We start from the raw sequence: 21,271 nt of genomic DNA on the forward strand, positions 1-21,271 counted from the left end.
GCTCAGCCTCCCAGCAGACGGCGAACCCGCTGCAGGTCTTCCGGCGTATCCACCCCGGTGGGCGGCGCCTCCAGCGCATCGCCGACATGGATACGCACCCCGTGCCAGAGCGCACGCAGCTGCTCCAGTGACTCGGCGCTTTCCAGCCAGCAAGGGCCCCAGGCGACGAAATCGAAGAGGAAACTGGCGCGATAGGCATAGATGCCGATGTGGCGGCGGTAGGGAATTCCTTCCGGCAGCTGTTCGCGGCTGGTGGCGAAGGCGTCTCGGGCCCACGGCAGCGGCGCGCGGCTGAAGGTCAGCGCGAGGCCGTCGAGGTCGCTGACGACCTTGACCACGTTGGCGTTAAACAGGGACGCGACGTCCAGAATAGGCTCGGCCAGGGTGGCGATTCCCGCCTCGGGATGCGCCGCGAGGTTGCTCGCGACCTGGTCGATGATCGCGGGCGGAATCAGCGGCTCGTCGCCCTGCACGTTGACCACGATGGCGTCGTCGGCCAGGCCGAGCTGCACCGCCACCTCGGCCAGGCGGTCGGTGCCGGAATTGTGGTCGGCGCGGGTCAGCAGCACCTCGGCGCCGAAGGCGCGACAGGCCGCGACGATGCGCTCGTCGTCGGTGGCGATCACCACTCGCCGGGCCGCGCTCTTGCGTGCCTGCTCCCAAACGTGACGGACCATCGGCTTGCCGGCGATCTCCTGCAGCGGCTTGCCAGGCAGGCGGCTGGAGGCATAGCGCGCCGGGATGACCACGGTGAAATCGGCAGTCATCTTACTTGTCCAGGCGCTCGTCGACGTTAAGGCTGCGCGCTTCGCTTTCCAGCATCACCGGGATGCCGTCGCGGATCGGATAGGCCAGGCCGGCGCCCTTGCTGATCAGCTCGGTCTTGTCCTCGCTGAGCTTCAGCGGGCCCTTGCAGACCGGGCAGGCCAGGATGTCGAGCAGTTTTAGGTCCATGGGAAGTTCCTCGGGAGTCAGAGACGTTCGGGTAGCAGGTGCGCCAGTCGGGAATCGAACCAGGCGATGAAGGCGCAGGAAGGCTGCGCCTCGACCGCCAGGTACCACCAGTCCTCGGCGGCGAAGTCACGGCATTTCACCGCGTCCTTCTCGGTCATCAGCAGTGGCAATGCGGGGCTGAACTGCAGTTGCTCCGCCGTGTAGCGGGCGTGGTCGGCGAAGGCGTGCTCGATGGGGCGCCAGTTTAGCGCCTCGAGGGTGGCGAAGAAACGCCGGGGGTTGCCGATGCCGGCCAGGGCATGCAGCGCCTGCCCCGGCGGAAAATGATCGAGCGGACGATGTTCGCCACTGCGCAGGTTGACCAACGCCGAAGGACGCAACTGCAGGGCGAAACCCTCGGCGGTGTCCTCGCCGGCACCGTTGAACAGCACCGCGTCGACCTCGGCGAGACGCTCGGCCGGCTCGCGCAGCGGACCGGCGGGCAGGCAGCGACGGTTGCCGAGACCACGCGCGGTGTCGATCAGCACCAGTTCGAGGTCGCGCGCCAGGCGGTAATGCTGCAGGCCATCGTCGCAGAGGATCAGGTCGGGCGCTTCGTCGTCCATCAGCGCGCGTACCGCGCGCGCGCGGTCGGGATCGATCACCAGTGCCACGCCGCTGCGCTGGACGATCATCAGCGGCTCGTCGCCGGCCTGCTCGGCGCTCTGCCCGGCACGCACGCGCCAGGGCAGATGCGGCGGACGGGCACCGTAACCGCGGCTGACCACGCCGACGCGCAGGCCGCGCGCGCGGCAGTGCTCGATCAGCCAGAGGATCATCGGCGTCTTGCCGGTGCCACCCACCGTGACGTTGCCGACCACGATCAAGGGTACCGGCGCCCGGTAGATCGAGCCCTCGCCGGCGAGAAAACGCGCGCGCTTACGCCGCACCACGCCCCGGTAGAGCGCCTCCAGCGGACGCAGCAGTGCCAGCGCCGGATGATCGCGATACCAGGCGTCGAGCAAAATATCGCGCAGGGCCATCAGGGTTTCGCCGTGGCCTCGACCGTGGTCAGGCGCAGATGGGAGAAGCCGAGCTTGCCGGCAGCATCCATCGCGGTGATGACTGCCTGGTGCGGTGTCTTGCCGTCGGCGCTGATGGTCAGCGGCAGGCTGTTGTCACCGGCGGATTCCTTCTGCAGCGCGGTCATCAGGCCGTCCAGGTCGTTCTTCAGCAACGCCTGGCCGTTCAGTGCATAGCTGCCTGAGGCGTCGATGAGGATTTCCATCTGCTTGAGCTCGGAGGGCGTGGTCTGCTCGCCACTGACCGCCTCGGGCAGATCGACCTTGAGGTTGGTCTCGCGGGTGAAGGTGGTGGTAACCACGAAGAACAGCAGTAGGATGAACACCACGTCGATCAGCGACGTCATGTTGATGTCGATGCTCTCCCGCCTGCGGAGTCTGCGAAACTTCACGCCTTGCCCTCGTTGAAGTCGACGTCGCGATCACCGTGCACCACCTCGACCAGCTTAATCGCCTCCTGCTCCATGCCGACTACCAGTTCGTCGACGCGACGCACCAGGAAGCGGTGGAAGAACAGCGCCGGGATGGCCACCATCAGGCCGGCCGCGGTGGTCACCAGCGCCTTGCCGATGCCGCCGGCGAGACCGGCGGCATTGGTCTGGCCGGCGGCATTGAAGGCGCTGAATATCTCGATCATGCCGAGCACGGTGCCCAGCAGGCCGAGCAACGGCGCCATGCCGGCGATGGTGCCGAGGGTGTTGAGGTAGCGTTCCAGCTCGTGGATCACCCGCGAGGCCGCCTCCTCGATGCTTTCCTTCATGATCTCGCGACCGTGCTTGGAATTGGCCAGGCCGGCGGCGAGCACTTCACCCAGCGGCGAAGAGGCGCGCAGCTCCTTGAGCCGCAGGCTGCCCAGTTGGCCTTCCTGGATCCAGCGCCAGACCTGACCGACCAGGTGAGGCGGCGAGACGCGGCTCGCCCGCAGGGTCCAGAGACGTTCGGCAGCGATGGCCAGCGCGACCACGGAGCTGAGGATGATGGGCAGCATAATCCAGCCGCCCGCTTTGACCAGTTCCCACACGGCAACGACCCCCTTCGCGAAAAATGGCGCCACTCTAGCATAGGGTTCCCAAGGCTTGAGCAACTGCGCAACGCGGCGTCTCAAGGCGCGTGTCCGGCGGGGCTTTGCGCGGCCTCGGGAGGAAGCGGGCCGCGCCAGAACCGACGCTGCGCGCGCAGCGGCCAGGCAGGCTCGAACGTACCCAGCTCAATGCGCAGAGCGCCCTCCTCGACGTTGTCGTGAAGCGCAATGGCGAGCGCCCGGTAACGCGCGACGACCGTTGGATGCGGATGGCCGAAGGCATTGTGCTGCCCGCGGGAGAACAGCACTGCGCGCGGCTGCACCGCCTGCAGGAAGGCCATTGACGAAGAACTGCGGCTACCGTGGTGCGGCGCCAGCAGCCACTCGGCACGCAGATCACGGCCGGCATCGATCAACGCGCGCTCGGCCTGGATATCGATGTCACCGGTGAGCAGCATGCGCTCGCCATTGGCCTCGACCTTCAACACGCAGGACGCCTGGTTGCCCGTCGTCGCCCCACTCCAGCGCCAGGTGCTGAAGCGCACGCCTTCCCACTGCCAACGGGCGCCGTCGACGCACGACCGGGCCTGGAGCGACGCGGGCAAGCGGTCCGGCTCGCCACTGATGACCTCCACCGGAGCCAGGTCACGCTGGATCGCCAGGGCGCCGCCGGCATGGTCAGAATCAGCATGGCTGAGCAGCAGCCGGTCGAGCCGGCGCACGCCCAGCTTGGCCAGCGATGGCAGCACCACCCGCTCGCCGAGGTCGAAATCGCCATAGCGCGGGCCGGCGTCGTAGAGCAAGGCGTGGCCACGCGTGCGGATCAGGACCGAAAGCCCCTGCCCCACGTCGAGCTGCCAGACCTCGGCCCGACCCTCAGGCGGCGCGCCGGACGGTGGAAACAGCATCGGCAACAGCAATGCCAGGCCGAATGCCCGCAACGGCACCCCGCTGGGCAGCAACAGCAGGAAGGCGCCGAACATGCCGAGCAGCCAGGCCCACAGCGGAACCGCCGTCGGCAGCCAGGCGGGCCACCAGTGCGCCATGGGCGCCAGGATCAGGAACAGCAACTCGAGCAGACCGCCCGCCAGTTGGAACAGCCCTTCGCCCAGCCAGGGAACCGGGAGCAGCAGCGTGCCCAGCAGCGCCGGCGGCAACACGACGAAGCTTACCCAGGGCACCGCGATCAGATTGGCCAGTGCGCCGCTGATGCTGATCGGCAGCCCGAGTGCCAGCAGGCCGGGCAGCAGGCCGATGGTCATCACCCACTGCGCCCGCCCCAGCGCGCGCCAAGCGCTCCAGGCACCGAGGCGGCCGGCGAAGGTCAGGGCGAGGATCGCCACCGCGCCGAAGGACAGCCAGAAACCGGCCTGCAGGCTGGCCAGCGGCTCGATCAGCAGCACCAGATCGAAAGCCAGCAGCAGCGCGGTCCACACGCCCAGGTGGCGAAAACGCAGGCGCCAGACCAGCACCACCGCGAGCATGATGCAGGCGCGGCGGATCGGCACCTCGAAGCCGGCCAGCAGCGAGTAGCCGAGCGCTGCGGCGAAACCCAGCGCGCAGGCCCAGGGTAGCCAGGGCAGACGCCGCGGCCACAGCCCGTGACGCGCCAGCTGGACGATCAGCCCGTAGACCAGCCCGGCCATCAGGCTGACGTGGCCGCCGGAGATCACCATCAGGTGAATCGTTCCGGTGTCCTGCAGCATTTGCCAGTCGGCGCTGGAAAGCCCGGAGTCGTCACCCAGCACCAGCGCCGTGAGCCCGCCCTGGCGACCGAACGCGGGCAACGCCAGCAGCCGTTGTCGCAGGCCATCGCGCCAGGCACCGATGCCTTGGGCCGGCGCCAGGCGCTCGCCGCTCTTCACCGTGCCGGTGGCGCCGATACGCTGGGCCAGCAGCCAGACCTCGTAATCGAAGGATTGCGGATTGACCAGACCGTGCGGTCGCTTCAGGTGTACCGCCAGGCGCCAGCGTTCACCCGCCCGCAGCGCCGGGCCGCCGTACCAGGCCAGGCGCATCCGCTGCGGCAGCCGCACGCGGCGCGATTCGGCTTCCGCCAGCTCGAAGCGCACCACCTCATCCGACACCGCCGGCAGGCCGACGACCTGTCCTTCCAGCCACATCGTACGGTCGTCCAGTTCCGGCGCGAGGCGATCATCCAGCGCCGATTGCGCGGACACGCAGGCCCAGGTCAGTCCGAGAAGCAGCATCGCCACCCGATAGCGGCGGCAGGCCAGCGACAGCAGGCCGACCAGGGCAAGGCCGCTCAGCCCTCGAGTGTCGGGCAAGGCGGGGAGAAAACGCAGGAGCAAAAGCCCCGCGGCGAGCGCAATCATCCCTGTGCGCATGCTGGATCGACTCCAAGATCCGGCCGTGGAATGCGGCCGGACGGGTGAAACGATCGGTGCAGACTAGCAGGCCTTTGAAAAATCTGACCGAGGCAGGCAAGACGAGACGAAAAGGGCCAAGAAAGCGGGGTTTACGTAGCTGTAAATGACTACTTCGAGGCCGTTTTCAACGCTGTATGCCAACGCAGGTAGTTTTTCAATCGCCTGCGGGCGGCGCCCCGGGGCCGGGGCGCTGCCTTGGGTCACTCGTAGCGCAGCGCTTCGGCAGGTTCCGTGCGCGAGGCGCGCCAGGCCGGATAGAGCGTGGCGAGGAAGCTGAGGATCAGCGCCACCGAGCAGATCAGCACCACGTCGGAGACTTCCAGCTTCGAGGGCAGCGAGCTGATGAAGTACAGGTCGGAGCTGAGGATGCGCATGCCGAGCGCACCTTCGACCCAGGCGATCAGGCTGCTGATGTTGATGGCCGCGAGCACGCCGAGCACGCCGCCGATCAGCGTGCCGATACAGCCGATCACGCTGCCCTGGACCATGAAGATCGCCATCACCTGGCGCGGCGTGGCACCGAGGGTGCGCAGGATGGCGATGTCGGCGCGCTTGTCGGCGACCACCATGATCAGCGTGGCGATGATGTTGAACGCCGCCACCGCGATGATCAGCATCAGCAGCAGGCCGATCATGGTCTTCTCCATCTTCATCGCGCTGAACAGGCTGCCCTGGGTGTGGGTCCAGTCGTCGGCGCGGTAGCCCTGGCCCAGGCCGCCGGCGATCGCCGCGGACACCTCGGGCGCGCGATAGAGGTCCTTCAGCGCCAGCCGCACGCTCTGCACCTGGCCCGGCTGCAAGCGCTGGATTTCTCCGGCATCGGCGATGTGCACCAGCGCCAGCGAGCCATCCAGCTCGGCGCCCACCTTGAACAGCCCGACCATGGTGAGCCGCTGCATGCGCGGGGTGATGCCGCCGGGCGCGCTGCTCAGCTCGGGGACGATCAGGGTGACCTTGTCGCCCAGGCGCAAGCCGAAACGCCGCGCGGTGATCTCCCCGAGCACCACGCCGAACTGCTCGGCCTTGAGGTCGTCGAGGCTGCCCTGGACCATGTGCTGGCCGATGATCGAGACCTTGGGTTCTTCCTGCGGATCGATGCCGTTGACCTGCAACGGCTGCATCGCCCCCTTGAAGGAAATCATCCCTTCGAGTTCGGCGAAGGGCACCGCGCCGGTGACTTCGGGGTTCTTCATCGCCGCGTCGGCAACGACCTTCCAGTCGTCCAGCGGCTTGTCGGCGGACAACGTGGCGTGGGACACCATGCCGAGAATCCGCGAGCTCATCTCCTGCTGGAAGCCATTCATCACCGAGAGCACCACGATCATCGCCAGCACGCCGAGCGCCAGGCCGATCATCGACGTCAAGGAGATGAACGAGATGAAGTGGTTGCGGCGCTTGGCCCGCGTGTAGCGGAGTCCGATGAAGATCGAGAGCGGGCGGAACATCAGGCGGCCACCAGCTTGCCGTCTTCCAGGCGCAGCACGCGGTCCATCTGCTGCGCCAGTTGCAGGTCGTGGGTAACGACCAGGAAGGCGGTCTGCGAGGAGCGGCTGAGCTCCAGCATCATGTCCTGGATGCCATGGGCGGTGTGGTTGTCGAGGTTGCCGGTGGGCTCGTCGAGCAGCACCAGCGCCGGATTGTTGACCAGCGCCCGGGCGATGGCCACGCGCTGGCGCTCGCCGCCGGACAGCTCGGCCGGCTTGTGCTCGAGTCGATGAGCGAGGCCGACGCGCTCAAGCAGCGCGGTGGAGCGCTGGCGCGCTTCGGCGATGGAGGTCTTGCCGATCAGCAGCGGCATGCAGACGTTCTCCAGCGCGGTGAACTCCGGCAGCAGGTGGTGGAATTGGTAGACGAAGCCCAGCGCGCGGTTGCGTAGCAGGCCGCGCGCTTTCTCGTTCAACGCGGACAGCTCCTCGCCAGCCAGCCAGACGCTGCCCTGGCTCGGCGTATCCAGCCCGCCGAGCAGGTTGAGCAGCGTGCTCTTGCCGGAACCAGAGGTGCCGACGATGGCGATGCGCTCGCCCGGATGCAGCTCCAGCTGCACGCCGGCCAGCACGTCGACCGCCACCGGGCCCTGTTCATAACGCTTGCCCAGGTTGCGGCAACTCAGGACTGCCTTATCACTCATAACGCAAAGCCTCCGCTGGTTGGGTGCGCGAGGCACGCCAGGCCGGATAAAGGGTGGCGAGAAAACTCAGGACCAGCGCGGCGGAACAGACCAGGACGACGTCCTCGGCCATCAGCCGCGAGGGCAGGTAATCGATGAAATACACCTCGGCGCTGAGGAATTTGTGCCCCAGCAGCCGCTCGAGGCCGGCGATCATCGCGCTGACGTTGAGCGCCGCGAGGATGCCGAGCGCCGCGCCGATCAACGTGCCGACAACGCCGATCACGGTGCCCTGGACCATGAAGATCGCCATGATCTGCCGCGGCGTGGCGCCCAGGGTGCGCAGGATGGCGATGTCCGACTTCTTGTCGGTCACCACCATCACCAGCGTGGAAATGATGTTGAACGCGGCGACCGCGACGATCAGCAGCAGCAACAGGCCGATCATCGCCTTCTCCATGCCGATGGCCTGGTAGAGGTTGCCGTGGGTGCGCGTCCAGTCGCGGGCGTAGTAATCCGGGCCGAGCCTGTTGGCGAGCTGATAGGCCACGCGCGGCGCCTGGAAAAGGTCGTGCAGCTTGAGGCGCACGCCCTGCACCTGGTCCGGTTTCCAGCGCTTGAGGCGCGCGGCATCGTCCAGGTGGGTCAGCGCCAGGTAGCCGTCCAGCTCGCCGGCGCCGACGTGGAAGATCCCGACCACGGTGAAGCGTTTCATCCGCGGGAACATCCCGGCCGGCGTCACCGCGACTTCCGGGGCGACGAAGGTCAGCTTGTCACCGATGTCGACACCGAGCTTCTGCGCCGCGCGATCACCGATGACGATGCCGAAGCCGCCCGACTGCAGGGCGTCGAGGTTGCCTTTTCCCGGCAGGAAGAACTGGTCGATGATCGAAACCCGATGCTCGAACTGCGGGTCGACCGCATCGATCAGCACCTTCTGCACCTGGCCGTTGTTGGTCAGCAGGCCCTGCATCTGGGTGAACGGCGCTACCGCGGCGACTTGCGGATTGGCCTCCGCGAGCGTCGCCAGCGCGTGCCAGTTGGGGATCGGTTGCGGCGATTCGAGCGTCGCGTGCGGCACCATGCCGAGCACGCGGGTGCGCATCTCGTAGTCGAAACCGTTCATGACCGAAAGCACCACGATCATCACCAGCACGCCAAGGGCGAGCCCGATCATCGAGGTCAGCGAAATGAAGGAAACGAAATGGTTGCGCCGCTTGGCCCGCGTGTAGCGCGCGCCGATGAAGATTGACAGGGGTCTGAACATGTCGGGGGCTTGTTCGCTGGAAAGGGAACGTCCATTCAGGTGACGAAACGAACGCGGACGAAGTGTGCAGGCAAACGACGCGGCGCAGAGGCCGGAGGTGTTACGTCATGTTGAATGCGTGCGCCGTGTGACAACGGCACTCCCCTGTCCGGTTCCCGTACGCCGCGAATGCAAGGTACGAAAAGCGGCTTTTGACAGCCGATGTAGCAGGGCACGATGCGCGGCCTTACACTCAGCCAATCACTGCTGCCATGGGACCGCCATGCCGCCCTCAGACACCGATGATCGCCGCGAATACTACCGTATCGACGACACGATCGCATTGGAATTTCACCTTCTGTCGGGCGCCGAAGCCCAGACCCAGGAGGCGCTGCACGACGCCTCGCCGCTGTTCAACCTGCTCAGCGACCTGCACCTGGCGGACTTCGAATCTCAACAATTGCTGCGCCACATCGGCGAGCGCGATCGCACCCTGGCCAACTACCTCAAGGTGATCAACAAGCGCATCGACCTGCTCGGCCAGGCGCTGGCGCAGAATCTCCTGCGTGACGTCGGCTCGCCGAAGCAGGTGAGCCTGTCCGAGGGCGGCATCGGCTTCGACAATCCGCGGGAAATCCCGGTGGGCAGGCAGCTGGCGATTAAGATGGTGTTGATGCCCCAAGCGCTTGGCCTGCTGCTGCGCGCCGAAGTGATCCATTGCCAGGAAAAGGCCGACGGGCAATTCGAGATCGGCACCGAGTTCGAAGGGCTCACCGAAGCCCAGCGCCAGTTGCTCGCCCGGCACATCCTGCAGAAGCAGGCACTCGACCGGCGCCAGGCGCTGCAACGCCCCAGTACCGACGCATGAAGCGCGCGCTTCTGCTGATCGCCTTGCTCTGTGCGGCCGGGCTGCGTGCCCAGACCATTGAAATCCCCCTCGGGGAACAGGGCCGGGCGGACCTCGCCCTGCCCGCCCGCGGCGATTCGCAACGCGTCGTGCTGGAACACTTCGGCCTGGCCGACGAGGAGCACCCGGCCGTCGGCCGACCGCCGATCACGCGCTGGGACTACCGCGAATTCTCCGTTTACTTCGAAAGCGGCCGGGTGATCGACAGCGTCCGTCACCACCAGCCCCACAACCTCAAGGAATGACCTCTTGACCCTGATCTACGGCCATCGCGGCGCCAAGGGCGAAGCCCCCGAGAACACCCTCGCCGGCTTCCAGAAATGCCTGGAGCACGGCGTGCGCCGCTGCGAACTGGACCTGCACCTGTCACGCGACGGCGAGCTGATGGTGATCCACGACCCGACCCTGAAACGCACCACCGGCCGCCGCGGCAAGGTGGTCGAACACGACGCCGACGAGCTGGTCGACTACGACGCGCGCCAGGGCGGTCCGGGCTGGCTGCAGCCGGCGCCGATTCCGCGACTGGCCGAGCTGTTCGAGAAATGCCCGTTCGAGCACTGGCAACTGGAGGTCAAGAGCGCCTCGCGGGTGCGCGCGGCGCGCACCGTGCTGGCGATCCAGGAACTCGCCACGCGCTACGGCCTGATCGACAAGGTCACCGTCACCTCCAGCTCGCGCGAGGTGTTGCGCGCGCTCAACCGCCTGACGCCGGAAATCTCCCGCGGCCTGGTGGCCGAGTACAACTGGCTCGATCCGCTGAAAGTCGCCAAGCAGCACGGCTGCAGCCTGCTCGCGCTGAACTGGACGCTGTGCACCCCCGAACGGTTGCAGAAGGCGCAGAAACAAGGGCTGCATGTGTCGGTGTGGACGGTGAACGAACCGGCCCTGATGCGCCGTCTCGCCGACTTCGGCGTCGACAGCATCATCACCGACTTCCCGGGCACGGCGGTTTCGACGCTGCAGCGTTGACCAGGCTGGTGGGCTGAAGCCCACCAGTCCCACCTAAGCCCCCATTCCCCAGCCATAAAAAAACCGACCCTCGCGGATCGGTTCTTCCGGCCTGTTCAGAAACTTTCCCGATTCGGCCATCGCCACGCGCGGGAGTCGCCGAAGAGATTCTCCCCGGCCGGCTCAGGCCACCGGCCGGAGTTGCTCAAAAAAGCCGGTTGAGCCCGTCGAACGCCGCGACCCGGTAAGCTTCGGCCATGGTCGGGTAGTTGAAGGTGGTGTTGACGAAGTACTTCAGGGTATTCGCCTCGCCCTGCTGGTTCATGATCGCCTGACCGATGTGGACGATTTCCGAGGCCTGATAACCGAAGCAGTGCACGCCGAGGATCGCCAGCGTCTCGCGGTGGAAGAGAATCTTCAGCATGCCCACCGGCTCCACGGCGATCTGCGCGCGCGCCATGCCCTTGAAGAAGGCCTTGCCGACCTCGTAGGGAATCTTCGCCTGGGTCAACTCACGCTCCGTCTTGCCCAGCGAGCTGATCTCCGGAATCGTGTAGATGCCGGTCGGCACGTCGTCGACATGCCGCCAGCTGTCGTTTTCGACGATGCTCCCCGACGCCGAGCGGCCCTGGTCGTAGGCGGCGCTGGCCAGCGCCGGCCAGCCGATCACGTCGCCCGCGGCATAGACGTTGGAAGCGCTGGTGCGGTAGTGCTCGTCGACGTCGATCTGCCCGCGGCTGTTGACCTTCACGCCGATGTTCTGCAGGCCGAGACGGTCGGTGTTGCCGGTCCGCCCGTTGCACCAGAGCAAGGCGTCGGCCTTGATCTTCTTGCCGGATTTCAGGTGCAGGATCACCCCGTTGTCCAGCCCCTCGATGCGCTCATACTCCTCGTTATGGCGAATCAGCACGTTGTTGTTGCGCAGGTGATAACTCAGCGCATCGGAGATTTCGTCGTCGAGGAAGCTGAGCAACTGGTCGCGGTTATCGATCAGGTCGACCAGCACGCCAAGGCCGCTGAAGATCGAGGCGTATTCGCTGCCGATCACCCCGGCGCCATAGATGATCAAGCGCCGCGGCGTGTGGTTCAGCTGCAGGATGGTGTCGCTGTCGTAGACCCGCGGGTGGCTGAAGTCGATGTCCACCGGGCGATAGGGTCGCGAGCCGGTGGCGATGACGATCTGCTTGGCCACCAGCCTCTCCACCACGCCGTTCAGGCAGACCACTTCGACGGTCTGCTCGTCGGCGAAGCTGGCGGTGCCGAAGAAGGTGTCGATGCGGTTGCGCGCATAGTAGCCGGTGCGCGAGGCGACCTGCTTGGCGATGACGCGCTCGGCATCCTTGAGCACGTCGGGGAAAGAGAACCAGCGCGGCTCGCCGATCTGGCGAAAGATCGGGTTGGTGTTGAACTGCATGATCTGCCGGACGGAGTGACGCAGCGCCTTGGAGGGTATGGTGCCGAGGTGAGTGCAGTTGCCGCCGACCAGGGGACGGTCGTCGATCACCGCGACCTTGCGCCCTGCCTTCGAAGCATTCATCGCCGCGCCTTCACCCGCGGGACCGGAACCCAGTACCACCACGTCGTAGCTGTAGACCGCCATATTTACTCCTTGAACGAGTCGGAACGCGTCACGCCTCCCGACAGGGTCGCGGCGCCAGGGGCTACCGCTTCTTTCGATGCCCGCTCCCCCGGCGACCACATCGCAATGCCCGCTGGCAGCAGGTTCACGAGCGTCAGGCTGGAACGTAGGCGAATCGATTCGCGCAGCACATTAGCGCTTGGTGGCGTCGTAGGCGAGCGTCGCGTCCACTACATCGTCGGCGCCGCGGTTGACCTCTTCGCAGATCTGCCGGTCACCGCCACAGATCGAGCACTCTTTCTCGATACCTAGCGCGGCGATGCCGCCGCAGGAACCGGCGAGCGGCTTGCGCCCGGCCATCACGCCGATCGCCATGCCGCCCACGGCCAGCAACATGACGGTGAATGCAGCGAGCCAGATCATGGTTCGTCCCCCTGCTCCACCAGCAAACGATCGAAGGCGGAGCTGCTATGGGTAACGAAGCCGTCACCCTGGTGAGTCACGAAGAACGCGGCGATCTGCTCGCGTTCAGCGAAAGCGGCGCCGGCTTCGGGACCGAGCACCATGAGCAGGGTAGACAAGCCGTCGGCACGCAATGCTGCACGGTCGATGACGGTCACCGCGGCCAGCGAATGGCGAATCGGTGCCGCGCTGCGGGGGTCCATGGTGTGCGAGTAGCGCTGGCCGTCCTGTTCGAAGTAGTTGCGGTAGTCCCCGGAGGTGGAAACGCCGTAACCATCCAGCGCAAGGATCTTCTGCGCGACCCGGGCATCGGTCTGCGGCGCCTCGATCGCGATGCGCCAGGGCGAGCCGTCGGGTTTGCGACCAACCGCCTTGAGCTCGCCGGTGGCCTCCACCAGGTAACTCTTCACACCCAGCTGCTGCAACCGCGCCGCGATGCGGTCCACGGCAAAACCGGCGGCGATACTGTTGAAGTCGACCTGGATCGGGCCGTCCTTGCATAACCGGTCATCCCGGATGTTCAGCCGCTGGTGGCCGAACTGCGCACGCACCGCCTGCAGCTCGTCTGCGCTCGGCACCCGGTCACCCTTCGCCCGCGGGCCGAACCCCCACAGGTTGAGCAAGGGCTCCACGGTCAGGTCGAAGGCACCGTCGCTGGCTTGGGACAGCGTCTCGCCAAAGCGCACCAGTTGAAGTACGTCGTCCGGCATCTTCTGGCAGGTGCCAGCCGGTGCATCGTTGAACCGCTCGATGTCCGAGTCGTCGCGGTAGGTCGACATTTGCCGATCGACGTCGGCGAGGACGCTCTCCACCAGCGGCTGCAATTCCTGCACCGAGGGCATGCCGCTGCCGCGCACGTACTTCACCGAATAGGTGCTGCCCATGGTCGGCCCGCCGAAACTCTCCAGCGAGTCGCCACAGCCGGCGAGCGCCGTGATCAGCACCAGCAGAACGGCCAGGCGCAACGGCGATCTAGCCACCGAAGTCGTCCAGCAGGATGTTCTCGCGCTCGACACCCAGCTCCGTCAGCATCTTGATCACCGCGGCGTTCATCATCGGCGGGCCGCACATATAGAACTCGCAGTCCTCGGGGGCCGGATGGTCCTTGAGGTACTGCTCGTACAGCACGTTGTGGATGAAGCCGGTGTAGCCACTCCAGTTATCCTCGGGCTGCGGATCGGAAAGCGCCAGGTGCCAGGTGAAGTTCTCGTTCTCCGCCTGCAGCCGGTCGTACTCCTCCACGTAGAACGCCTCGCGCAGCGAGCGCGCGCCGTACCAGAAGCTGATCTTGCGCTTGCTGCCCAGGCGCTTGAGCTGGTCGAAGATGTGCGAACGCATCGGCGCCATGCCGGCACCACCGCCGATGAAGACCATCTCGGCCTCGGTGTCCTTGGCGAAGAACTCGCCGAAGGGCCCGTAGACCGTGACCTTGTCGCCCGGCTTGAGGTTGAACACCCAGGACGACATCTGCCCCGGAGCAATGCCCTGCTTGCCTGGAGGCGGAGAAGCGATACGGATGTTGAACTTGACGATGCCCTTCTCGTCCGGGTAGTTGGCCATGGAATAGGCGCGGATCACCGGTTCTTCGACCTTAGACACGTGCTGCCACTGGTTGAAGCGATCCCAGTCGCCGCGATATTCCGGCTGAACGTCGAAGTCCGTGTAGGAAACCTCGTGCGGCGGACACTCCAGTTGCACGTAGCCGCCGGCGCGGAAGTCGACGCTCTCGCCCTCGGGCAGGCGCAAGGTCAGTTCCTTGATGAAGGTGGCGACGTTGGGATTGGACTCGACGGTGCACTCCCACTTCTTCACGCCGAAGACCTCTTCCGAGACCTCGATGCTCATGTCCTGCTTGACGGGCGTCTGGCACGACAGGCGCCAGCCTTCTCGGGCCTGGCGCTTGGAGAAATGCGACTCCTCGGTGGGCAGCATCTCGCCACCGCCGGACTCGACGATGCACTTGCACTGCGCACAGGTGCCGCCGCCGCCGCAGGCCGACGAGAGGAAGATGTTGTTCGCCGCCAGGGTCTGCAGCAGCTTGCCGCCGGCCGGCACGGTGATGGTGCGCTCGCCGTTGATCTGGATACTGACGTCGCCGCTCGATACCAGCTTGGCACGGGCCATCAGGATCACCGCCACCAGCGACAGGACGATGGCGGTGAACATGCCGATGGCGAGGAAAATCTCGTAATTCATCTGTGCGTCCCTTCCGTTACAGCTGCACGCCGGAGAACGACATGAAACCCAGCGACATCAGGCCGATGGTGATGAAGGTGATACCCAGCCCCTGCAACCCCTCCGGCACATCGCTGTACTTGAGCTTCTCGCGGATACCGGCGAGCAGCGCGATGGCGAGCGCCCATGACAACCCGGAGCCCACGCCGTAGACGGTGCTTTCGGCGAGGTTGTAGTCACGTTCGACCATGAACAGCGAGCCGGCCATGATCGCGCAGTTCACCGTGATCAGCGGCAGGAACACGCCGAGCGCGTTGTAAAGCGAGGGCACGTACTTGTCCAGGAGCATCTCGAGGATCTGCACGATGGCGGCGATCACCCCGATATAGCTGAGCAACCCGAGGAAGCTGAGGTCCACCTCCGGGAGCCCGGCCCAGGCAAGCGCGCCATCCTTGAGCAGATAGGTGTAGATCAGGTTGTTCGCCGGCACGGTGATGGTCTGCACCAGCACCACGGCGATACCCAGGCCAATGGCGGTTTCCACTTTCTTCGAGATGGCGATGAAGGTGCACATGCCCAGGAAGAAGGCCAGTGCCATGTTCTCGACGAAGATCGAGCGCACCAACAGGCTGACGTAATGTTCCATCAGTACGCCTCCTCGCGGGAAACCTGCGGCGCGATGCGGTAGCTCGGCGCCTCGCGCTGTTCCTTCTTCCAACTACGCAGCGCCCAGATGATCAGCCCGATCAGGAAGAACGCCGACGGCGGTAGCAGCAGCAGGCCGTTGGGCTGGTACCAGCCGCCGTCCTTGACCAGCGGGATGATCTCGATACCGAGCAGCTTGCCGGCGCCGAACAGCTCACGAACCACGCCCAGCACGATGAGCATCGCGCTGTAGCCCAGGCCGTTACCGATGCCGTCGAAGAACGACAGCAGCGGCGGGTTGGCCATGGCGAAGGCTTCGGCGCGACCCATCACGATGCAGTTGGTAATGATCAGCCCGACGAACACTGAGAGCTGCTTGGCCAGGCTGAAGGCATAGGCCTTGAGCACCTGGTCGACCACGATCACCAGCGAGGCGATGATCACCATCTGCACGATCATGCGAATCGAACTGGGAATCTGACGGCGGATCATCGAGATGAACAGGTTGGAAAAACCGGTCACAAGCGTCAATGCGACGGACATTACCAACGCCGTCTTCAGGTTCGAGGTGACCGCCAGAGCCGAGCAGATACCGAGGATCTGCAGGCCGATCGGGTTGTTGTTGAAGACGGGATTAAGCAGGACTTCTTTTATTGTCGGCTGCGCCACGATCAGGCCTCCCCGGCTTTAAGGTTGGTGATGAATGGGCCGAACCCGTTCTTGCCGAGCCAGAAATGTACGAGGTTGTTCACCCCGTTGCTGGTCAGGGTTGCGCCGGCAAGAGCGTCGACTTGGTGAGTGGCATTGGGACTCTGCGGGTCCACGCCGCCTTTGATGACCTGGATGGCCAGCTTGCCGTCCTCATCGTAGAGTGTCTTGCCCGTCCATTGGGCACGCCATTTCGGGTTGTCCACCTCCCCGCCGAGGCCCGGCGTTTCGCCATGCTGATAGAAACCCAGGCCCACCAGCGTATCGAGATCGCCCTTGACCGCCATGAAGCCATACAGCGTCGACCACAGGCCATAACCGCGCACCGGAAGCACCAGCGTGTTCAGCTTGCCCTCGTCTTCCACCAGGTACACGGTGCTGTAGCGCTCACGCCGCTTGATCGAAGCGATGTCCGCCGCACCTTCCAGAGCCTCGGATTCCTGCGGGTCCTTCGCTGCCTTCAGCGGATCGTAGGTGGCAGGGTCCTTCTCGTCGGTGAAGTGCCCGGTTTCCAGATCCACCACTCGCGGGCGGATACGCTCGACGAACAGCGCCTTGACCTCATTAGCCGACATGCCCGCCCGGCCAAGCCCGGCGATGGCAAGGATGCTGCGCTGCTTGTCTAGCTGGCGGTTTTCCACCTGGGTCGGGCGCAACGCCACCGCTGCGCCAGCGACGAACACCGAGCAGACGAGGCACACCAGCACCGCCACGAGCAGTGTCCGCAGCGTAGATTCCTTCTGACTAGACATTACGTGCCAGCCTCCGCTTGATGTTGGCCTGAACGACGAAGTGGTCGATCAGCGGCGCACACAGGTTGGCGAACAGGATCGCCAGCATCATGCCTTCGGGGAAGGCGGGGTTGACCACGCGGATCAGCACCACCATCAGTCCGATCACCGCGCCGAAGATCCACTTGCCGGTGTTGGTCATGGACGCCGAAACCGGGTCGGTCGCCATGAAGATCATGCCGAAGGCGAACCCGCCGATCACCAGGTGCCAGTACCAGGGCATGGCAAACATCGGGTTGGTCGCCGAACCAATGGCGTTGAACAGCAGACTGGTGGCAATCATCCCGATCATCACGCCCGCGACGATGCGCCAGGCGGCGATCCGCGTGACCAGCAGCACCGCGCCGCCGATGAGGATCGCCAGGGTGCTGGTTTCGCCGATCGAGCCCTGCATGAAGCCGAGGAAGGCATCGCTCCAGGACAGCTGGCCGGCGAACTGCTCGACACCGCCGCTGGCTGCCTGGCTCAGCGCCGTAGCCCCGGCGAAGCCGTCCACCGCGGTCCACACCGCATCGCCGGACATCTGCGCCGGATAGGCGAAGAACAGGAAGGCGCGACCGGTCAGCGCCGGGTTGAGGAAGTTCTTGCCGGTACCGCCGAACACCTCCTTGCCCAGCACCACGCCGAAGCTGATGCCCAGCGCCACCTGCCAGAGCGGAATGCTCGGCGGCAGGATCAGCGCGAAGAGGATCGAGGTGACGAAGAACCCTTCGTTGACCTCATGGCCGCGCATCGAGGCGAACAGTACTTCCCAGAATCCGCCGACGATGAAGGTCACGGCGTAGATCGGCAAGAAATACACCGCGCCCTGGACGAAGTTGTCCCACAGGCTGGCCGGGTCGAAGCCGGCCAGCGCGCCGATCAGGCCGAAGCGCCAGCCTTCCTGGGCAGCGAGCAGCTCGGGGCTGGCGGCGTAGATGCGGTTGGCCTGGTAGCCGAGGTTCCACATGCCGAACAGCATCGCCGGGAAGGTACAGGCCCAGACGATGATCATCATGCGCTTGAGGTCGATGCCGTCGCGCACGTGGGAGGTGCCGCGGGTAACGCTGGCCGGGCTGTAGAAGAAGGTGTCGACGGCTTCGTAGAGCGCGTACCACTTCTCGTACCTGCCGCCTTTTTCGAAGTTGTGCTCGATCTTGTCGAGGAATGCGCGGATACCCATGGGGTCAGCCCTCCTTCTCGATGCGTGTCAGATTATCCCGCAGAATCGGGCCGTACTCGTACTTGCCGGCGCAGACGTAGCTGCACAGGGCCAGGTCTTCTTCATCCAGCTCCAGACAGCCAAGCTTCTGTGCCATCTCGGTATCACCGACGATCAACGAACGCAGCAACTGGGTCGCGAGGATGTCCAGCGGCATCACCTGTTCGTAGTTGCCTACCGGCACCATCGCCCGCGCGCTACCGTTGGTCGAAGTGGTGAACGTGAATTTGCCACTCTTGAACAACCGCGAAACGAAGATATTCAGCACCGAATGGCGATCACGGCCCGGACGCAGGTAATGCAGCAGCTCGCGCTGATGCCCTTCGGCCAGGCAACTGATCTGCTGGTGATAGCGGCCGAGAAAGGCGAAGGCGCCGTGGGCCGTGCGCCCGCCAAACACCGAACCGGAGATCACCCGGCTGACACCAGGATGCAGCTCGCCAGCGGTCAGCTCGTCGAGGTTTGCGCCCAGGCGGGTCCGCAGCAACCGCGGCTGCTCCACGGCCGGGCCACCCAGCGCCACCACGCGCTCCGTCCACAGGCGGCCATCGACGAACAGCTTGCCGATGGCAATGACGTCCTGATAGCCCAGGCTCCAGACGCTCTTCGCGCTGCTCACCGGGTCGAGGAAGTGGATATGCGTGCCGGCCAGTCCAGCCGGGTGCGGACCGGCGAACGCCTCTCCACGCACGCCGGGCAGGCTCTCGCCGGGCAACTCGGCACCCGGACGTTTGCACAGATGGACGCCGGCCAGACGGGTCAGAACGACCAGACCATTGGCGAACGCCTCGGGCTGCTCGCCGATCACCAGCAGCGGGTCTGCCGCCAGCGGATGGGTGTCGATGGCCGTGACGAAGATCGAATGCGGCGTCGCGTCGACTGCCGGCACCTTGCTGTACGGGCGGGTTCGCAATGCCGTCCACAAACCGGACTGCTGCAGCAAGCGACGCACTTCCGCGGGCTCGAGCTGCCCGAGCCGCTCGGCCGGGTAGGCCTCGAAACGCACCGCATCGTCGCCCTCAACATCGATGACCACCGACTGCAGAACGCGCTTCTCACCACGATGAATGGCGCTGACCACACCAGCTGCCGGGGCGGTGAAACTCACGCCAGGCGATGCCTTGTCCGAAAACAGGACCTGGCCGAGTTGCACCTGGTCCCCAACCTGAACAGCCATGCTCGGCTTCAAGCCGTGATAGTCCGGACCTATCACAGCGACACTGCGTACCGGTCTAGCAGGCTCGATGCGCTGTACTGGCGCGCCACCGATGGGCAGCTCCAACCCTTTCTTTATCGTAATCATGGGAGGCCTGAATTCCATTTTTTTCAAAGCATTACACGCATCGCAGAACGTGCGTTAAAGCGCGGCTGACTCCCCATCGGCGATGGTGCCGGTGGGGTTCCAGCCATTAAAAAGCGCCCGATGATAGCTTCGCTCTAACAAAGATGCCGAGAAGAAATGCTACAAAAGCCGCCGAATGGTGTTTTCGATCCTGTCGGAGAGCACGAAAAATCGACGACGGACGCAATTCCGGCTGCAGAAATGCAAAACGGGAGCCAAGGCTCCCGTTTTGTATCAGGCAAGGTGCTGTATCAGCGCGGGAACGCCGGCGGATTGACCCCGGCAATGTCTTCCATCACGCGAACGACCTGGCAGCTGTAGCCGAACTCGTTGTCGTACCAGACGTACAGGACGACACGGTTATCGCTGCAGATGGTGGCTTCGGCATCGACCACGCCGGCGTAGCGCGAACCGACGAAGTCGGTGGAAACCACTTCCGGCGAATTGACGAAGTCGATCTGGTTGTGCAGATCCGAATACAGCGCCATGTAGCGCAGGTACTCGTTCATCTCTTCGCGGCTGGTGCCCTTCTCCAGGTTCAGGTTGAGGATCGCCATGGAGACGTTCGGCGTCGGCACGCGGATCGCGTTGCCGGTCAGCTTGCCGGCCAGTTCCGGCAGCGCCTTGGCCGCAGCGGTGGCGGCACCGGTCTCGGTGATCACCATGTTCAGCGCGGCGCTGCGACCACGGCGGTTGCCCTTGTGGAAGTTGTCGATCAGGTTCTGGTCGTTGGTGTACGAGTGAACCGTTTCGACGTGGCCGTTGACGATGCCGAACTTGTCGTTGACCGCCTTGAGCACGGGCACGATGGCGTTGGTGGTGCAGGACGCCGCGGAGACGATCTTGTCGTCGTCGGTGATCTGGCCATGGTTGATGCCATGGACGACGTTCTTCAGCTTGCCTTTGCCTGGCGCGGTGAGCACCACGCGGTCCACGCCCGGGCACTTGAGGTGCTGGGACAGGCCCTCGGCATCGCGCCATTTGCCGGTGTTGTCGACCAGCAGCGCGTCCTGGATGCCATAGGCGGTGTAGTCGACGGTCGAGGGATCGTTGGAGTAGATCACCTTGATCAGGTTGCCGTTGACGTTGAGCGTGTTGTTCTCTTCGTCGACGATGATGGTGCCGTAGAACGAGCCGTGCACGGAGTCGCGGCGCAGCAGGCTGGCGCGCTTGGCGAGGTCGTTTTCGGCGCCCTTGCGAACGACGATGGCGCGCAGGCGCAGGCCTTCGCCGCCACCAGTCTTCTCGACCAGGATGCGTGCCAGCAGGCGACCGATGCGGCCGAAGCCGTAGAGAACCACGTCCTTGCCCTTGTGCGGGGTTTCATTCTGCTTGCCGATGACATCGGCGAGTTCTTCGCGGACGAACTGCTCGACGCTGCGGTCGCCTTTGCCGTCCTTGAATTTCGCTGCCATCTTGCCCAGATCGACCGAAGCGGCGCCCAGCTTAAGCTCGCTCATGGTCTTCAGGATCGGGAAGGTGTCATGGACCGAAAGTTCGGTCTCGTCTGCCTGGCGGTGGCGCGTGAAGCGATGCGCCTTGAGGATCTCGATGACCGAACGGTTGATCAGGCTGCGGCCATAGATGGAGATCACCACATTGTTGTTGCGGTAGAGCTGGCCGATCAGCGGAATCATGGTTTCCGCAAGAGCCTCACGATCGATCCATTCACCAAGACACTGGTCGGGCTTCTGATTCACGGGCAGTACCTTCCATATGTAGGGGCTGTAAAAA

Annotated in this window: 22 protein-coding genes; 3 read left to right on the plus strand and 19 right to left on the minus strand. The window is 65.0% G+C overall.

Annotated features, from left to right (window positions below; all coding sequences use genetic code 11):
* Nucleotides 1–2: 2 nt before the first annotated feature.
* The 9 genes from kdsB to B2X67_RS08775 all read right to left on the minus strand — a co-directional run bounded on the left by kdsB (nt 3) and on the right by B2X67_RS08775 (nt 8,800).
* Nucleotides 3–767 carry a 3-deoxy-manno-octulosonate cytidylyltransferase gene (kdsB, locus tag B2X67_RS08735; protein ID WP_282341616.1) on the minus strand — a complete coding sequence of 255 codons (765 nt, stop codon included), beginning with the start codon at nt 765–767 and terminating at the stop codon, nt 3–5.
* 1 nt (nt 768) lies between these two features.
* Nucleotides 769–954, minus strand: coding sequence for a Trm112 family protein (locus B2X67_RS08740; protein WP_090231271.1), 186 nt, complete (start codon nt 952–954; stop codon nt 769–771).
* A gap of 17 nt (nt 955–971) precedes the next feature.
* Nucleotides 972–1,976 carry a tetraacyldisaccharide 4'-kinase gene (gene lpxK / locus B2X67_RS08745; RefSeq protein WP_282341620.1) on the minus strand — a complete coding sequence of 335 codons (1,005 nt, stop codon included), beginning with the start codon at nt 1,974–1,976 and terminating at the stop codon, nt 972–974.
* Nucleotides 1,976–2,407 carry an ExbD/TolR family protein gene (locus tag B2X67_RS08750; RefSeq protein ID WP_282341621.1) on the minus strand — a complete coding sequence of 144 codons (432 nt, stop codon included), beginning with the start codon at nt 2,405–2,407 and terminating at the stop codon, nt 1,976–1,978. The genes lpxK and B2X67_RS08750 overlap by 1 nt, the downstream gene beginning before the upstream one ends.
* Nucleotides 2,404–3,036 (minus strand): MotA/TolQ/ExbB proton channel family protein, encoded by a 633-nt coding sequence (locus B2X67_RS08755; protein ID WP_282341622.1) that lies wholly within the window; start codon nt 3,034–3,036, stop codon nt 2,404–2,406. Before B2X67_RS08755 ends, B2X67_RS08750 begins: the two co-directional genes overlap by 4 nt.
* 80 nt (nt 3,037–3,116) lie before the next feature.
* Nucleotides 3,117–5,384, minus strand: a complete 2,268-nt coding sequence (locus B2X67_RS08760; protein ID WP_286785251.1) for a DNA internalization-related competence protein ComEC/Rec2 — start codon at nt 5,382–5,384, stop codon at nt 3,117–3,119.
* A 242-nt stretch (nt 5,385–5,626) separates the two neighbouring features.
* Complete coding sequence (locus tag B2X67_RS08765) at nt 5,627–6,871, minus strand: lipoprotein-releasing ABC transporter permease subunit (RefSeq protein WP_286785252.1); 1,245 nt, start codon at nt 6,869–6,871, stop codon at nt 5,627–5,629.
* Entirely contained in the window at nt 6,871–7,554 is a 684-nt protein-coding gene (lolD, locus tag B2X67_RS08770; protein ID WP_090231277.1) for a lipoprotein-releasing ABC transporter ATP-binding protein LolD, read from the minus strand. The genes B2X67_RS08765 and lolD overlap by 1 nt, the downstream gene beginning before the upstream one ends.
* Complete coding sequence (locus tag B2X67_RS08775) at nt 7,547–8,800, minus strand: lipoprotein-releasing ABC transporter permease subunit (protein WP_286785253.1); 1,254 nt, start codon at nt 8,798–8,800, stop codon at nt 7,547–7,549. The genes lolD and B2X67_RS08775 overlap by 8 nt, the downstream gene beginning before the upstream one ends.
* A 262-nt stretch (nt 8,801–9,062) precedes the next feature.
* Between B2X67_RS08775 and B2X67_RS08780 the strand changes: the two genes are divergently transcribed.
* The 3 genes from B2X67_RS08780 to B2X67_RS08790 are packed head-to-tail and all read left to right on the plus strand — an operon-like array spanning nt 9,063 to nt 10,655.
* Nucleotides 9,063–9,647: a PilZ domain-containing protein gene (locus B2X67_RS08780; RefSeq protein WP_090231279.1), complete on the plus strand. Its 585-nt coding sequence runs from the start codon at nt 9,063–9,065 to the stop codon at nt 9,645–9,647.
* A complete protein-coding gene (locus tag B2X67_RS08785) occupies nt 9,644–9,931 on the plus strand; it encodes a phosphodiesterase (RefSeq protein ID WP_286785254.1) in 288 nt (95 codons plus the stop codon). Before B2X67_RS08780 ends, B2X67_RS08785 begins: the two co-directional genes overlap by 4 nt.
* A 4-nt stretch (nt 9,932–9,935) precedes the next feature.
* Nucleotides 9,936–10,655 carry a glycerophosphodiester phosphodiesterase gene (locus B2X67_RS08790; protein ID WP_282341630.1) on the plus strand — a complete coding sequence of 240 codons (720 nt, stop codon included), beginning with the start codon at nt 9,936–9,938 and terminating at the stop codon, nt 10,653–10,655.
* Between the two features lie 184 nt (nt 10,656–10,839).
* Here the strand turns inward: B2X67_RS08790 and sthA are convergent, their stop codons facing one another.
* The 10 genes from sthA to B2X67_RS08840 form a co-directional block, all read right to left on the minus strand.
* The gene (sthA, locus tag B2X67_RS08795) at nt 10,840–12,234 is read right to left on the minus strand and encodes a Si-specific NAD(P)(+) transhydrogenase (protein ID WP_273233040.1); all 1,395 of its coding nucleotides are present in this window, start codon (nt 12,232–12,234) and stop codon (nt 10,840–10,842) included.
* Between the two features lie 171 nt (nt 12,235–12,405).
* The gene (gene nqrM, locus B2X67_RS08800; RefSeq protein WP_286785255.1) at nt 12,406–12,636 is read right to left on the minus strand and encodes a (Na+)-NQR maturation NqrM; all 231 of its coding nucleotides are present in this window, start codon (nt 12,634–12,636) and stop codon (nt 12,406–12,408) included.
* The gene (locus B2X67_RS08805) at nt 12,633–13,655 is read right to left on the minus strand and encodes an FAD:protein FMN transferase (RefSeq protein ID WP_376747741.1); all 1,023 of its coding nucleotides are present in this window, start codon (nt 13,653–13,655) and stop codon (nt 12,633–12,635) included. Before B2X67_RS08805 ends, nqrM begins: the two co-directional genes overlap by 4 nt.
* Nucleotides 13,648–14,871: an NADH:ubiquinone reductase (Na(+)-transporting) subunit F gene (gene nqrF / locus B2X67_RS08810; protein ID WP_282342260.1), complete on the minus strand. Its 1,224-nt coding sequence runs from the start codon at nt 14,869–14,871 to the stop codon at nt 13,648–13,650. Before nqrF ends, B2X67_RS08805 begins: the two co-directional genes overlap by 8 nt.
* A 16-nt stretch (nt 14,872–14,887) precedes the next feature.
* Nucleotides 14,888–15,496, minus strand: a complete 609-nt coding sequence (gene nqrE, locus B2X67_RS08815; protein ID WP_273233035.1) for an NADH:ubiquinone reductase (Na(+)-transporting) subunit E — start codon at nt 15,494–15,496, stop codon at nt 14,888–14,890.
* Entirely contained in the window at nt 15,496–16,170 is a 675-nt protein-coding gene (locus B2X67_RS08820) for an NADH:ubiquinone reductase (Na(+)-transporting) subunit D (protein ID WP_273233138.1), read from the minus strand. Before B2X67_RS08820 ends, nqrE begins: the two co-directional genes overlap by 1 nt.
* A complete protein-coding gene (locus B2X67_RS08825; protein ID WP_286785256.1) occupies nt 16,167–16,955 on the minus strand; it encodes a Na(+)-translocating NADH-quinone reductase subunit C in 789 nt (262 codons plus the stop codon). Before B2X67_RS08825 ends, B2X67_RS08820 begins: the two co-directional genes overlap by 4 nt.
* Entirely contained in the window at nt 16,948–18,156 is a 1,209-nt protein-coding gene (locus B2X67_RS08830; protein WP_286785257.1) for an NADH:ubiquinone reductase (Na(+)-transporting) subunit B, read from the minus strand. Before B2X67_RS08830 ends, B2X67_RS08825 begins: the two co-directional genes overlap by 8 nt.
* Before the next feature lie 4 nt (nt 18,157–18,160).
* Nucleotides 18,161–19,498: a Na(+)-translocating NADH-quinone reductase subunit A gene (locus B2X67_RS08835; protein ID WP_286785258.1), complete on the minus strand. Its 1,338-nt coding sequence runs from the start codon at nt 19,496–19,498 to the stop codon at nt 18,161–18,163.
* 290 nt (nt 19,499–19,788) lie between these two features.
* Complete coding sequence (locus B2X67_RS08840) at nt 19,789–21,237, minus strand: glyceraldehyde-3-phosphate dehydrogenase (protein ID WP_282342250.1); 1,449 nt, start codon at nt 21,235–21,237, stop codon at nt 19,789–19,791.
* Between the last annotated feature and the right edge of the window lie 34 nt (nt 21,238–21,271).

This window comes from Pseudomonas sp. UBA3153, assembly GCF_002364635.1.
GTDB lineage: Bacteria > Pseudomonadota > Gammaproteobacteria > Pseudomonadales > Pseudomonadaceae > Pseudomonas_O > Pseudomonas_O kuykendallii.

What these genes read in the sequence shown, in the direction of transcription:
- B2X67_RS08760 (WP_286785251.1), bottom strand. Translation starts at nt 5,384, where the DNA reads ATGCGCACAGGGATGATTGCGCTCGCCGCGGGGCTTTTGCTCCTGCGT.
- nqrF (WP_282342260.1), bottom strand. Translation starts at nt 14,871, where the DNA reads ATGAATTACGAGATTTTCCTCGCCATCGGCATGTTCACCGCCATCGTC.
- sthA (WP_273233040.1), bottom strand. Translation starts at nt 12,234, where the DNA reads ATGGCGGTCTACAGCTACGACGTGGTGGTACTGGGTTCCGGTCCCGCG.
- lolD (WP_090231277.1), bottom strand. Translation starts at nt 7,554, where the DNA reads ATGAGTGATAAGGCAGTCCTGAGTTGCCGCAACCTGGGCAAGCGTTAT.
- nqrM (WP_286785255.1), bottom strand. Translation starts at nt 12,636, where the DNA reads ATGATCTGGCTCGCTGCATTCACCGTCATGTTGCTGGCCGTGGGCGGC.
- B2X67_RS08835 (WP_286785258.1), bottom strand. Translation starts at nt 19,498, where the DNA reads ATGATTACGATAAAGAAAGGGTTGGAGCTGCCCATCGGTGGCGCGCCA.
- B2X67_RS08775 (WP_286785253.1), bottom strand. Translation starts at nt 8,800, where the DNA reads ATGTTCAGACCCCTGTCAATCTTCATCGGCGCGCGCTACACGCGGGCC.
- B2X67_RS08740 (WP_090231271.1), bottom strand. Translation starts at nt 954, where the DNA reads ATGGACCTAAAACTGCTCGACATCCTGGCCTGCCCGGTCTGCAAGGGC.
- B2X67_RS08825 (WP_286785256.1), bottom strand. Translation starts at nt 16,955, where the DNA reads ATGTCTAGTCAGAAGGAATCTACGCTGCGGACACTGCTCGTGGCGGTG.
- B2X67_RS08830 (WP_286785257.1), bottom strand. Translation starts at nt 18,156, where the DNA reads ATGGGTATCCGCGCATTCCTCGACAAGATCGAGCACAACTTCGAAAAA.
- lpxK (WP_282341620.1), bottom strand. Translation starts at nt 1,976, where the DNA reads ATGGCCCTGCGCGATATTTTGCTCGACGCCTGGTATCGCGATCATCCG.
- B2X67_RS08765 (WP_286785252.1), bottom strand. Translation starts at nt 6,871, where the DNA reads ATGTTCCGCCCGCTCTCGATCTTCATCGGACTCCGCTACACGCGGGCC.
- kdsB (WP_282341616.1), bottom strand. Translation starts at nt 767, where the DNA reads ATGACTGCCGATTTCACCGTGGTCATCCCGGCGCGCTATGCCTCCAGC.
- nqrE (WP_273233035.1), bottom strand. Translation starts at nt 15,496, where the DNA reads ATGGAACATTACGTCAGCCTGTTGGTGCGCTCGATCTTCGTCGAGAAC.
- B2X67_RS08785 (WP_286785254.1), top strand. Translation starts at nt 9,644, where the DNA reads ATGAAGCGCGCGCTTCTGCTGATCGCCTTGCTCTGTGCGGCCGGGCTG.
- B2X67_RS08780 (WP_090231279.1), top strand. Translation starts at nt 9,063, where the DNA reads ATGCCGCCCTCAGACACCGATGATCGCCGCGAATACTACCGTATCGAC.